Source organism: Candidatus Poribacteria bacterium, assembly GCA_028820845.1.
Classification (GTDB): Bacteria; Poribacteria; WGA-4E; order WGA-4E; family WGA-3G; genus WGA-3G.
On record JAPPII010000067.1, the window covers coordinates 18,391 to 32,207 of the forward strand.

General features: G+C 46.1%; 12 protein-coding genes. 2 read left to right on the plus strand and 10 right to left on the minus strand.

The genetic code is table 11. The features are described from left to right. Positions 1–129 precede the first annotated feature (129 nt). Both OXN25_13560 and OXN25_13565 read left to right on the plus strand, forming a co-directional pair. Complete coding sequence (locus tag OXN25_13560; protein ID MDE0425884.1) at positions 130–2,355, plus strand: heavy metal translocating P-type ATPase; 2,226 nt, start codon at positions 130–132, stop codon at positions 2,353–2,355. Positions 2,356–2,562: 207 nt separating this feature from the next. After that, a complete protein-coding gene (locus OXN25_13565; protein ID MDE0425885.1) occupies positions 2,563–3,018 on the plus strand; it encodes a hypothetical protein in 456 nt (151 codons plus the stop codon). A 90-nt stretch (positions 3,019–3,108) separates the two neighbouring features. On the opposite strand, the gene OXN25_13570 is transcribed toward OXN25_13565, so the two are convergent. The 10 genes from OXN25_13570 to OXN25_13615 form a co-directional block, all read right to left on the minus strand. Next, a complete protein-coding gene (locus OXN25_13570; GenBank protein MDE0425886.1) occupies positions 3,109–4,086 on the minus strand; it encodes a glycosyltransferase family 9 protein in 978 nt (325 codons plus the stop codon). Between the two features lie 24 nt (positions 4,087–4,110). Further along, positions 4,111–5,346, minus strand: a complete 1,236-nt coding sequence (locus OXN25_13575) for a glycosyltransferase (protein MDE0425887.1) — start codon at positions 5,344–5,346, stop codon at positions 4,111–4,113. Continuing rightward, complete coding sequence (gene waaF, locus OXN25_13580) at positions 5,343–6,407, minus strand: lipopolysaccharide heptosyltransferase II (protein ID MDE0425888.1); 1,065 nt, start codon at positions 6,405–6,407, stop codon at positions 5,343–5,345. The genes OXN25_13575 and waaF overlap by 4 nt, the downstream gene beginning before the upstream one ends. A 69-nt stretch (positions 6,408–6,476) precedes the next feature. Then, positions 6,477–7,211, minus strand: a complete 735-nt coding sequence (locus tag OXN25_13585; protein MDE0425889.1) for a SprT family zinc-dependent metalloprotease — start codon at positions 7,209–7,211, stop codon at positions 6,477–6,479. After that, positions 7,201–10,326, minus strand: a complete 3,126-nt coding sequence (locus tag OXN25_13590; GenBank protein MDE0425890.1) for an HsdR family type I site-specific deoxyribonuclease — start codon at positions 10,324–10,326, stop codon at positions 7,201–7,203. Before OXN25_13590 ends, OXN25_13585 begins: the two co-directional genes overlap by 11 nt. A 200-nt stretch (positions 10,327–10,526) precedes the next feature. After that, positions 10,527–10,919 carry a hypothetical protein gene (locus tag OXN25_13595; GenBank protein MDE0425891.1) on the minus strand — a complete coding sequence of 131 codons (393 nt, stop codon included), beginning with the start codon at positions 10,917–10,919 and terminating at the stop codon, positions 10,527–10,529. Between the two features lie 31 nt (positions 10,920–10,950). Beyond that, positions 10,951–11,955 carry a DUF1828 domain-containing protein gene (locus OXN25_13600; GenBank protein ID MDE0425892.1) on the minus strand — a complete coding sequence of 335 codons (1,005 nt, stop codon included), beginning with the start codon at positions 11,953–11,955 and terminating at the stop codon, positions 10,951–10,953. After that, positions 11,942–12,391, minus strand: coding sequence for a hypothetical protein (locus tag OXN25_13605; protein ID MDE0425893.1), 450 nt, complete (start codon positions 12,389–12,391; stop codon positions 11,942–11,944). Before OXN25_13605 ends, OXN25_13600 begins: the two co-directional genes overlap by 14 nt. Positions 12,392–12,484: 93 nt before the next feature. Further along, positions 12,485–12,649 carry a hypothetical protein gene (locus OXN25_13610; protein MDE0425894.1) on the minus strand — a complete coding sequence of 55 codons (165 nt, stop codon included), beginning with the start codon at positions 12,647–12,649 and terminating at the stop codon, positions 12,485–12,487. Between the two features lie 230 nt (positions 12,650–12,879). After that, positions 12,880–13,797 (minus strand): DUF4238 domain-containing protein, encoded by a 918-nt coding sequence (locus OXN25_13615; GenBank protein ID MDE0425895.1) that lies wholly within the window; start codon positions 13,795–13,797, stop codon positions 12,880–12,882. Positions 13,798–13,817: the final 20 nt, after the last annotated feature.

The following is a 13,817-nucleotide window of genomic DNA, read 5'->3' on the forward strand; positions in this document are numbered from 1 at the left end:
CTTGCGTCCCTTGCCCGCGATGTGCTAAAATTGGTAAAGAACCTTTTTTCAAGTTCCAGAGGCGGTTAGAATTAACTAAAACCACCGCGAAACGTAGTGGAGCGGTGCCCAGATTTAATAGTTAAAAATATGGAACAGCAGCTGAACCTCCCCATCACCGGAATGCACTGCGAGAGCTGCGCGAGTACCATCACATATCACCTAAAAAAGATGGATGGTATCCTTGCTGCAGAAGTTAGCCTTGCTACCGAATACGCCGCCGTCACCTTCGATGCCTCCACGCTCAACGAAGAAACTATCGTTGACAAAATCCGGGACCTCGGTTTCGAGGTTGTTGACGAAGGCGAAGAAGACGAAGCCCGTGCTGCGGAATCCCGACGGCAGAAGCTGCAATTCACTGTCGGGATAATCTTTACGCTCCCACTCTTTCTGCTCAGCATGGGCAGAGATATGAATCTATTAGGGGCGTGGGCATCAGCAAATTGGGTGAACTGGCTAATGTTTGGTTTGGCGTTACCAGTACAGGGTTATGTTGGCTGGGACTATTACATCGGCGGTATTAAAGCCCTACGCAACCGATCCGCCAATATGGATGTGCTCGTCGCTATGGGTTCATCCGTGGCGTTTTTCTATAGCCTCGTTGTAACGATTGCATTAGGGGCCGACTTAGGGGCACGCTTTGGGAGCCACGTCTATTTTGAGACAGCCGCTGTTATCATTACATTGATTAAGTTAGGGAAACTTCTGGAAGCACGTGCCAGAGGTCAGATAACCACAGCTCTCAAAAAGCTCCCGCAGCTTTTCCCTACAACAGCATGCCGCTTACAAAACGGTGAAGAACAACACATCCCGATTGAACAGGTCGGTGTGGGAGATGTTCTCCTTGTACGTCCCGGCGAAAGTATTCCTGTTGATGGCGTGGTGCGTAGCGGTAAAAGTGCCATTGATGAAAGCGTCTTCACCGGCGAAAGCATGCCTGTAGATAAGACCCCGGGCGATCCTGTGACAGCGGCGACGATGAATCAGAGCGGCATGCTCACAATGGAAGCCACACATATCGGAACCGAAACAGCCCTTGCGCGCCTTATCGAACTGGTACAAACAACGCAACAGAGCAAACCCCCTATCCAACGCGCCGCCGATGCAGTCACGAATGTATTTGTACCTGTCGTCACAGGGATTGCCATTGTGACGTTTCTCGTGTGGTGGTTTCTCGTCGGAGCCGGATTCACCCCAGCAATGCTCCGCTTAGTGGCAATCCTCGTCACAGCCTGTCCTTGTGCATTGGGACTTGCCACCCCAACCGCCGTTATGATGGGAACTGGTATCGGCGCGGCGCGTGGTATCCTCTTCCGAAACGGCGAGGCACTGGAACGCGCAGGCGACTTAACCACAATTGTCCTCGATAAAACAGGCACACTGACAGAGGGAAAACTCAGACTTACCGATATTCTCACAGAGAAAGATGAATCGGAACTCCTACAACTCTCTGCCGCTGCGGAGCGTGGTAGTGAACACCCTATCGGCAAAGCAATTGTCCGCGCAGCTGAGGAACGCGGGCTTGACATTGGAACACCCAGTGCATTTGAAGCGGTCACTGGACACGGTATAACTGCACAGGTCGGTAAAGATAGCGTCGTGATTGGCAACCTTCCCTTAATTCAACAACATAACATTCCGACAAGGACCTTTGAAGCAGCGGCAGAACGTCTGCAAGCCGAGGCGAAAACAGTGTTATGGGTTGCTGTTGACGGACACATTGAAGGACTCCTCGCTGTCGCAGATACGTTGAGACCGGAAGCACAAGCAACTATTACGGACCTCCAGAGACTCGGTTGTGAAGTGGTCATGATGACTGGGGATAACCGCAACACTGCCGATGCGATCGCTGCAGGAGCAGGGATTCGTGAGGTTATGGCGGAACTCCGACCCGAAGACAAAGCAAACGCTATCAAAACCTTACAAGCAAAAGACAGAAGTCTCGTCGCGATGGTAGGCGACGGTATTAACGATACCCCCGCATTAGCACAAGCCGATATAGGCATCGCACTCGGCACAGGCACTGATATTGCAAGGGAGACAGCACACGTGACGCTGATGCACAGCGATTTGCAGGCACTCCCCGAAGCAATTCGGCTCAGCCGCGCGACGATGCGCACGATTAAACAGAACCTTTTCTGGGCGTTTTTCTACAACATCCTCTTAATCCCTATCGCAGCAGGCGCGCTGTATCCGTTACCTTTCGTGCCGAATATGCTTCGGGAACTCCACCCCATGCTCGCAGCGTTTGCGATGGCGTTTAGTAGTGTGTCTGTCGTGTTGAATAGTTTGCGATTGCAGTGGAAGAGCAAGTAAGCGAACCTCAGCAACAAGCACGTGAGCATAGACTTATCCCGGAGTATACACGAATTCTTCCGAAAAACCTGAAAATTAATGAAACCCAACATTTGAGGTTGGACAAAAACTTTATATGCTCTCTTTGAGAATTTGATTTGATATTTTAAATTTAACATAGTATAATAGCCACACATAAATTAGGCACGTAACAATTAGGCGAATAACATGGACGAAAAACAGGAATTGGTAGAAATCTACAAACTCCACGCGGAACTTGCCGACAGTGTCAGCAAGCAGCGGGGCACCGCAAACCGTTTCTACATGCTGGTCTTGTCCGGATTGGCAGTGCTTTTTTCCGCTTTCCTGCAACGTGAAAACGGAGTACCGCTCGGATGGCTCATGGTGGGCTTTGGGCTATTTGGTATGCTCTTGGCGTCGGCGTGGTATATTGTCATTCGTTCTTATCGCCAACTGAATTCTGGTAAATTTAAAGCGTTGCATGAATTGGAAGAAAAACTCGCCTATCCATTTTTCAAACGAGAATGGGATCTACTCGCTGAAGGCAGAGAGCAGAAAACCTATTGGCGACTGACTGTCGTTGAAACTTTTGTACCGACTATTTTCTTTGTCTGCTTTACGGCGTTACTGATACTTGGCATTTGCCTATTGGTAACCTCTTGATATCCAATAATTAAGGACGAGAAGGGTGGGTTGATTCTCAAACCTGAATTAAGAAAATCGAAAGATGTTGCCTGAGACACTCACAATACCTCAAGCCTGGGAAGTATAACGCGCTACTGCTTCCAATACTTGCTCAGTCGTAATCCCCGCAATCACTTCACAACTGCCAGCACCGCATCCGCCCGGATCCTGACCCGGATGACACGGGTTGCACCCCAAATCAATTCCACTCTGGACAACCGTATGCTTATCGCCATAAGGACCGCTCCGAATGTGATCGGTTGAACCGAATAGAGCAACCACCGGTGTATCCACCGCTGCAGCGATATGCATCGGTCCTGTGTCATTGCCGATATACACATCACACATCGAGATTAACGCCGCAAGGCGACGCAGATTTTCTGTCGTGACGAGAATCGGGGGATTATCCATCATCTGCGCAACCTGCATTTGGAGTTTCCGCTCGTCGGGGCCGGCGAAGAGTAAAATTGCTGCGTCTAATTCCTTTGCTAAAGTGCTTGCGACCTGCGCGTAGTTTTTCGCGTTCCACAACTTGTATTTCCAATTCCCACCCGGATGAATACCAATCAATAATCGCTCTGATGTCCAACCGGCTTCAATAAGAAAACGGTGCGCAGTGGTCTGTTCCTCCGTTGTTAACTGCAAATGCGGACGCGCGCCTGTTGTGTCAATGCCATATTCCTGAAGTACTTCAAGATATCGGGTTACAGCATGCTGGTTACTGTCCCCACGTACCATCCCCCAATGCTTCGCACCGATACACCGCGCTGTGAAGCTGTCCCGTAGGTTGACAACGATGTCATACTTGTGAAATCGCAAGGTTTCTATGAGACGCAGTCGGCCTTTCCAGCCGGCGTGTTTCCCTCGGTTGTCGTGAACGATGGTCGCATCAATATGCGGCGCAGTCGCGAGAAGACCAAACGCCCGTGATCCGACAAGAAAAGCGATGTGGGCATCTGGAAAGTGTGTCCGTAACGGTTGAATAACGGCAGTAGAGAGGACGACATCGCCAATAAAACTGAAGCTGAAAACAAGGATTTTTTTCATTTTGCTAATTTCCTTGCGGTTCGGTTATTGAAAGGATTCTATCAGAGCAACAGCTGTAGTCAATCCATCCTCTGATTCCATTTGTGTCCCCAATGTCCGCGCGCGTTCTTTCATCATAGGTGTATCTAAAACTTTTTGAATGCGTTTTGCCAGACGTTTGGCGGTGAGGTTTCGACGGTGCAGATGCTTGGGAGCAACGCCTAAATCTGAAAGACGTTTTCCCCAGTAGGGCTGATCTGCGTTATGCGCGACAACAACAGAAGGGACCTTCGCTCGACACACTGAAGCTGTCGTGCCTGCGCCACCGTGATGTACAACGCAGCTCCCTTGTGGGAACAACCACTGATGGGGAACATATTCCGTACAGAAGATATTCGGTAGTGGTTCCGGCGTACCGAGTTGCCCCCATCCGGCTTGGATAATCGCGCGTTGATCCGTTCGTCTGACAGCATCAATCAAAATTTCCGTTGTTTCACGTCCATTGGATCCACCCATAGAGCCGAATGTGATGATGACAGGGGGTGGATCTTCTTCCAAAAAATCCACGAGTTCAGGGGGTGGCGCGTAACTCGGAGACGCGAGATGCCAGACACCCGTGAATCTGTGGTTCGGTGGAAAATCTGCAGGCGGACAGAGAGTTGGAGATGCAGCAATGAGATTAAGATACGGTGAATACATTTTCTCTAACATTACGGAAGCCCGCGGTCTACCACCGACGGAGACAATAAATTGATTAAAAAGCGGATCTATACTCGACCCAAGACGGAGTTGCGCTATTTTCCAGACGACTGCATTGAACGCGCGTCCCCAATTCGGAAACGGATACGGTGCAAAATCGAGAGATTTTATAATAGCAGGGCAATACGTTACAGTAAACCACGGGATCTCATTTCGGATAGCAGCCTCTTGGGCGGGAATATCGACTGAATGGCAAATTACCAAATCCGCACCCTTCATCGCAGCAAGGCAGTGCCGATACCACTTTTCACCACGGCGTACAATTCCCTCCTCCACAATAAGATGCATCATCGCGAGCGGATCGCGTTTAGGAATAATAGCATCCAACGCAGCGTGAAACTCTCCTAAATCAAACTCGACTCCGATTTCATAGAATTCCGCGCCGATTTCAAGAACCCTGTCTCTATAAAGTGCCAAGGCACAGACACGGACCTGATGTCCCCTTTCAAGTAAACGTTCCGCCAATGCTAAGACAGGATAAACATCTCCTGTTGTGCCCCAACCGACGACAACAATCTTCATTTCGGCCTCACTTCTATGGTCTTTGTCGTAGCTTCCCAAACCGGTTCAACTGGCAGTTTCTTCGTGCATTCCCATCCGATTTTGCACTTATGCGCGCTACAGGGCCAGCACGGCATATCTCTCCGTACAATAGAGGCGTTTTCGCTCAACGGATGCCATGCGACATGATCTGTCGGACCGAAGACTGCCACCAGGGGAACATCCAACGCTGCAGCGAGATGCATCGGACCTGAATCGTTACAGATCACCAAGTTGCAACAAGACAACAGTGCTCCTAACTCGCGAATCGTTTCCGGTGCATGAACGATAGCACGGGACTGCATCGCCTGTTGAATATCGTGTGCTAACGCCGCCTCTTCGGGACCATGCAAGAGAAGAATTGTGGCGTGATACTGTCGCGCCAGCTTGTCAGCAAGTTCAGCGTATCGGTTTTCGGGCCAACGTTTATCAAACGAACTGCCACCCGGATGGATACCAATAAGAAATGTGTTAGCACCAATTCCCCATGAGGCAAGGTGCACCTTTGCGGTATCAATTTCGTTAGGCGACAGATAAAATTTCAGTTTCCGTCTCCCGTCGCCTCTACAGATTAATTGGACCAGTTCCAAGTTCCGATCGACTTCGTGGGTTTCACCTTTCGGATACTTGCCGCGCCATGCGTGCGTGAGCGTAGACCTGAATCGCTTCTGATAACGCCCTAAACGGTAGGGTGCTCCAGAAAGCAAGGCAACAAGGTGAGACCACATTGCCGTCTGCATCGCCACTACGAGTTGGAACCCTTCGCGACGTAGCTCACAATAGAATCGGAGTCGGGCCTTGAGTCCACGGTGTTCGCCATTACGTGCAAAGATTAGAATTCTATCAACGTCAGGGTTCCCCATCAGCACAGGTGCGTTGAGTGGACGCGTCAATACTGCAATCTCCGCGGATGCGTAATTCTCTCGTAACAATGAGATCGCTGGTGTCGAATTCAGCAGGTCCCCGATACCGTCAACGCGGATGACGAGTATTTTATCGATGTTAGGTAAGATGCTACAGCTTTCCAAAGCACGAGATGGCATAACCTTTTCCTCGCGTACAAGTTCCTGTTGCAGATGTATACAGTTTCACACAGTATAAAGGTTTCTAAGTCAATATCCCCAATCTTCATGTGCCAAGGGGGCACGGTTGAGCGTATCCCTATATGTTCGCCATTGTGGTAGGAAACGATCCATCAATTCACGGAACCGATCGTTATGTGTGCGCTCCAGTAGATGCACCATCTCATGCACCAATACATACACCAGACACGATTTCGGTTTCTTCGCCAATTCAAGATTAAGCCAGATGCGTTTCGCCTCAATGTTGCAGGAGCCCCAAAGCGTTTTCATTTTTTTGATACGTACCTCGTTAACAGTTAGCTCCATGTTCTGTTCCCATTTGGCAATGAGGGGTGGTAGTTGTGTGCGGAGATGTTCACGGTACCATTCGTAAAGTACCGCCTCCCGTTTATTGCGATCTGTTCCTGGACGTACGACTAATCCGATCCTCGTATTGTTAAGCAAGCGAACCGTTGGTGGTCGGTCCTGCTCTGTTACTTTTAGTCTGTAACGTTTACCTGCAAAATAATGACTTTCACCAGACACATACTCGCGTTCTGACTGGCGTTCTTGTTTCATAAACGCTGACTGCTTCCGGCGAATCCATCCTAAACGCGAAATAATAGCCATCCGCACGGCACCATCGTCAAGTCGCAGCGGTGCAGACACACGCACCTGTCCGTTCGGCGGATGGACACTGATATAGAAATGCTTAATGTCTTTACGGACTATCTGTATGGAGAGACCCCGTACTTCAATATGATAATTATCTATTTTAGTATTCATCTTGGTTTTTTGCAATATTAAACATCTTATCAACGTCAATGGTATCGTCATCAAAATCATCCAAGATAACTATCTCGATGGCATTACGGACTTCAAGTTCTTTAAATCCATTCCCTCTCCATTCATCACTTCTTGCATCCATAATAGCCTCGTCTATCGCTATTGCCATCGCAGTTCTACGATCAACAGGCATATCGTCTGGTAAGTTATCAAACAGAGCTTGTTTTGGTGGTGTATCGATATCTGGGGGATAGTCCGAGTTTGCAGTAGGATCAATAACCCGTTTGCTCAAACTCGTAACCTCGGATAGATATTGCCGATAATTGATGGCATCCTGTCTCCGCTGACGAATGAGTTCCTCAAGCAGTCGTGACATATCCTCATAGTATTTGGGATTGATTTCTGATTTGTCAACGATGACGCGTCGAATGTTGTTTTCTATTGTTGCTGCGATCGCCTCTGGATTTGTGCGAATACCTTCTGGCAATTTCTCAACCGCCGCATCAGCACCCTTATTCACAATCAGTTGAACAAGCGGCATATTGTCAAATGTTGAGAGCGTCTCACTCTCCTCGGCTTGGATATAAGTATCCAAGAGATGGCGCATATCAGGCTCATACATCTTCAGGTCAATATAATCCCCACTTGCCAGTTTTACTTGTAGACGTACATATTCGTAGTCTGCTACCTCTTTTTTGATTTTCCCTGCTTCCGCGGCACTATATCCTGCCGCCTCCATCTCATTTGCAAGGTTAGCATAAGCACGCACTAAGGCTGCAGTCAATTTATAGAGTTTTATTCGTTTCTGCTCTTTCGCTTTGATCTGCTCAGCGTTTGCGCTTTCGTCGCTACAGAAGTAACGGATATAATCTTGGATATATTTCGGTGGATCCACGGGTTCGCATAACGCTTTAATCGCTTCGCGTGCGTCCTCTAATCGTTCCCTGCCTTTTTCAAGCCTATCCTTCAATAACCCTTCTACATCTTCGATATCATAGTTTTCAAACGCTTCACCCGTGTAGTCTGTCATTGCTTGCTTCAGAGATCCGAACAGGTCTTTGTAATCCACGATGTAGCCGAATTCCTTGTCATCAGAATCAATGCGATTAACGCGACAAATTGCTTGAAACAACCCGTGATCCTGCATGCTTTTGTCTATGTAAAGATAGGTGGCAGGGGGTGCGTCAAAACCTGTGAGCAACTTGTCCACGACGATGAGGAGCTTCATCTGCGCCGGTTCTTCAATGAAACGTTTCTGGACCTCCTGTTCAAACTGATCAACCTTATGTATTGCTGTATCTGGTGATTCGTTAAAATGTGCTGCGAGCATTTCTCGATAGGTGTTGTATTTCTGCTGGTTTTCAGTGAGCCCTTCCCCTGTTTCTTCCAATCTGATGGATTCTGTGGTCGGTCTATAGGATGTCACAACGGCGCATTTCCTTCGCAAAGGTGTATCTTGAAATAGATTGTAGAGCCTACAAGCAGAGAGGATACTGTTTGCCACAAGCATTGCGTTCCCTTTCCCACTTTTCAATCGGTCGCGCGTGCCCATATCTAAAACAATGTCTGCGACTATTTTCCGTAGGCGATTCATTGAACTTTCCACATTTAGCATCGTTCCCCAACGTTCCTTGAGCTGCGCTTTCGCGACATCGTTTAACCCGCGGGTTTTGCTATCAAAAAATTGGTCAATACGGTCTTGCGAAGTGAGATTCTGGTCAATATCGCGTGCCTCATACTGCAGATCAAGCACGACTTCATCATGGACTGCCTCATCATATTTATAGGTGTCAATAAATTTACCGAATGTCTCAATGCTCCGTTGTTTGTCGCGCTTTAGCAAGGGTGTGCCTGTGAAGCCAATTAGCATGGCGTTGGGAAGGAGTTCCTTCATCGCCTTGTGGAGTTTGCCCGACTGTGTGCGGTGGCATTCGTCTACAAATACAAAAAATTCGCCCTTTACACGTAAACCATCGGAAAGATTCTGCTTTAAATCCATTACATAGATATCAACATCTGTGTCTTCTATCTCTCCCGACTTGCCGAACTTGTGAATAAGAGAACAGGCTAACCGATTTGTAGAATCGCTAAGCACTTGCTTCAGATCATCCGCGCTCTTTGTTCGCTTAATATTCTCTTTGACACCATGAAAAATACCTTCAATTTGTTCATCCAATTCTACGCGGTCAGTGATGATGAGGACCCGTGCGTTAGGGTTGTTTGCCAGAATCCATTTTGCTAACCAGACCATCACCAAACTTTTTCCGCTGCCTTGTGTGTGCCAGATAATCCCGCCTTCTCTACGCTTGACGCGCGCTTGGGCTGCCTTCACACCGAAGTACTGATTATGACGGCAGATTTTCTTTATCCCCGCATCAAATACAATGAAATCGTGTAGGATTTCAAGCATCCGTTCTTTGTTGCAAAATTGACTGAGTTCTCTGAGTAACGGATTGTTCTCGGTCTCTAACTGTGCAGGCTTTTCTTTCCATCGCAACCAGTATTTTTCAGGTGACTTGATAACGCCGTAACGCAATCCTTCAGTTTCATTTCCTGCCATCACCAGCTGCACTGTACTAAAAAACCACTCAATGAACGTCTCCGTTTGGCTGGCAAGGTTTTGACGGATACCTTCAGAAATAGAGACGATGGCACTTTTTAACTCTAACACACCGATAGCGATACCATTGATATACAGCACAAGATCGGGACGTTTGCTGTGTTTTCCTCTAATCGCGACCTCCTCGGCGATACCGAAGTCGTTATTTTCAGGATTTTTCCAATCTATGAGCCAGACAGTTTTATGGTGTTCACTGATATCCGGTTGCACCTTTACGCCGTAGCGTAGAAGTTCATAGACCTCAAAGTTTGCATCATAAAGCGTTCGACTTCCACCGATTTTCGCTGCTTGTTGTAGTTGATACACGGCTTTACTGATAATATTGGGGTCGTGGTTCTGTTTCCGCAGCCAGTCAGCAAGGTCTTCAGGGATGATATTGCTGTTTTCGTTAACGCTATCTGCCCAATTGCCGAGGTAGGTATAGTTCAAGGCATCTTGGAAGAATTCTATGACGCGTTTTTGTGTATCTTTTTCTGTTTCACGAATGATGTGCATGCCTTCCTTCTCCCCGAATGATTTTTGGGGCCCGTTCATCTACCAATCTACATATACTGCATCTTATACCATTTCTAAAAGTTTATCTCGCATTAACCGAACCCACTCACACCACACCCGGTAGGTGCGGTTTCTAACCGCACCGAGCATCGCTGAAAAATAGTCAACCTTTTAAGAGGAATTATCAATTAGAATTGGTATTATACTGCATTTCCTGATTTTAGATTCGCGAGTTCGTTCCTTCCTTTATCTGTCAGCCGGTACTTCTGTAGACGACTATTAGGTTTCTCTGGCAGTGTGTATTCAATCATCTCTTCGTTTAGGAGTCTCCGCACGACTGCATTCAGGGGCCCTGAGACGACCCTTTGCCCTAAGTTTCTGGATAACTCGGATTTTTGCATTGGACCCCTGGTCAGTAGGTTTAGTACGCTGAACTTGAGGCCCTTCGGCTGTGACTCTGGCTGTGACTCTGGCTGCTTTGGATATGTAGTACGCCAAATTGTTATCTTAAATCCACCGGTGTCGGTGAATTCGGGTTCGGGTAAGCCGGCATCACTGAAACGGCGGATCATGTCTAACGTCCCTGTTCCCATTTCTTCAATTTATTGGGTGAGGTATCATGAATTACCATTTCCTTTTGGTTTCTAATTCTTCGGTATTGCCGATATTACCGACGAGATACTCTTGAATACTCGCATAGTTTAAGATCAGGCTATAGAACGTTTTATCGCATACATCGCTGAAACGCTCCTGCACCTTGCGACTGATATCCGATTTATTCTTGAAGATGCCCAGAGAACGGAACGGGATCTGCCACTCCTTGAATTGATAGAGAGCAATTGTAGCATCGCGGGTTTTATTATCACTGTTAAGTGCAAACACAAAAAGCGGTTCCTGCATCCCGTTAATTCGACAATCTACGACATAGTTTTTTTGTGGATCTCGTTCTGGATCGCTCCAGTCAAAACAGATGCGCGATTTTGGCACATTTTCATTCAACAAGGTGCGGAAATCTTCCGTAAATATGGATTGAACCCGTTCCCTTGACAAATAGGATACGTCGGCGATTCTTAGCAGTGCCTGGGCAAAGTCATAGAGTGCCTCACCATAATTGCCATTCGATACCTCACGTATTAATTCTCCATCGCGATCTTCAAGGTCAAAGAGAGAAAGGGCCCTTAAGATGATCTTCTTGCGATTTCCAGTATGAAGAAGTTTATCATCAATATCATAGGTCAGGTGCATATAGGTATGCCCTCCGTCTGAGAGTAACCAACGGCCTTGTTCTTTTTTTAGAACAATGGCTATGTGATCACCGTCGTCAAACCGGAAAGGGGTAAACACGCGAAAACGATCTCTGCCATCAGGTGAAACCCGAATCTGTGCCGAGACTTTATCAATAAAATCTTTCTCTATGGTATTGATAGACATAGCTCGCGCCTTTTCACTAATATGTCGGGTTAGATAGTCAAGAACTTCTGCTTGCATTTTCTCTATCTCCATCCGATAGCCACTTGAAACGAACGGAAATTCTTCAGGCGTGGCTTGAACTCTCAATTGTAGGAGTAACTTTTGAAAATACGCTATACGTTCTTGGCTCGTTTTGAGTTCCTTATCATTCTGAATCATTTTTTACCTCTATGATACCGCGACGAGTTCCGTCACGTTTAACCTGCCAACCTTCAATAAATTCTTCAAGGGTTTCTAACAATAGTAACGACGGACGTATCCAGAAAATGCTGGCTCCAAATTCATTTTCCGTTTGTTGATGGTTCAAAAGTTTTTTCACTTCCTCACTGCAAGTTCTCATGTCGAAATTATCATTAAAGATAAGTATGATGTCAATATCATTCGGTTCCGGTTTTGTAGTGATATAACTTCCAAAAATAAGTAATTGCTGAAGGTGACCTGTTGCCTTAGCAAGTTGATAGATGCGTTTCAAACGCTCAGTCACAATTATCCGTTGTTCCGTTCCGCTACCAAATTGAGCAACGACTTCATCAATCGTTGCGGGGTGTATTCCCTCTGGCAATTCGCCCTCATGATTCAGGTTAGGTAATGGCATTCAATACCTCAAGTTGGTACTTCATTTGATATACACGATTTGTGTCAGTTTTCTTGTTGACAGGCGCGCTTTGGAAACACGTCCATAGGAAGTCTACGGAGCCGTGATAAATTCCAGAAACGAGTCCCCTATTTTTGTAGTTCTTTTCTGGAACGCGCCTCCTCCACTCATCGTTGTGCACAGGCCCCCACCCGACTTTGCGAGTGTATGCAACCGATCTCCGAGTGTTGCTTCTGGGAATTCGTGGGGTTTCGTCATTTACATTCCTTCTCTAAACTTAATAGGACTTACACAAGATGGGCAAATGTCGGACCTTTGGACACAAAAAAGCAGTATTTTCCATACTTTAATCCCCTAAATCCCCTTATCAGGGGACTTTAAGAAGAATGCGTAAGCGTTAGTAAGTTCGTAGTAGTGCGATTTATCGCACGTCTCCGCTCAGAAACGGGCAATGAATTGCCCTACTACGAGCGGGGTTACTCCCAATTTTAGACTGGCCAGGCTATTGGAACACTTAAAGAATCTTTTATTTTTGAATAACATTCATATTTTTTATTCGCGGACGTGAATTGATTACATGCATATCTAATATCATTTTTTAAAAAAGATGTCTCTTTCATCACAAATTCGGCCGCATCCTGATTTTTGAACATCATCAGATATATGTCATGTGTTAATGGCATCGCCAAGATTGAATCATCATCAAGATTTATGTTGATTTTGCCACCAACTATTTTTGTTCCTTCTAAAACTTGTACATTGTAATTACCTTTAACATTATTTGCAAAGTTACTGTGTTTTTCAAAAACCTCAGGTGAGTTTATATTTCTTAGCAGATCCTCATTAACTCGAGCAATCTGACATGGATTGTCCGATGTAATAAATCCAAATTCTTTGCTATTATTCACTCTTATTACGGCTCGCGAGCCAGCGATAGCATTTCTTATGGATTCAAAGACATCCTGAGCATAAAAATCATTGCATCTAATATCATGGTTTACTGATGAAAATTTGGGGTTTTGTTTCAAATTATCTGATATTTCTTGTGCTACCATTTCCCGAGTATATTTATTATGAGACCACATAAATGCTACAAAATCAAATAGGAAATCCCAGCACCCCGAATATAGAGCAGGATATAAACCTAAATTATACAACCTTGTTTCAAGTAGCATTTGGTTTATACATTCACTAAATATTTTTTCATAATTTTTGCCTAAAAATATTTCATATTCATGTGAGTTGAGGTAATCTTCATAAGCTATAGTCGATATACTATTGCTGAAAATTTTTCCATTGCGAATAATCCAACATCTGTTGCCATCAAATGTAAAATTTTTCAAATAAAATTCTGGTACGAAATGATTGTGTATATAATCCTTTCTATTATCTATTTTCTTGTGCATATCATAATTCCTTAATAAAT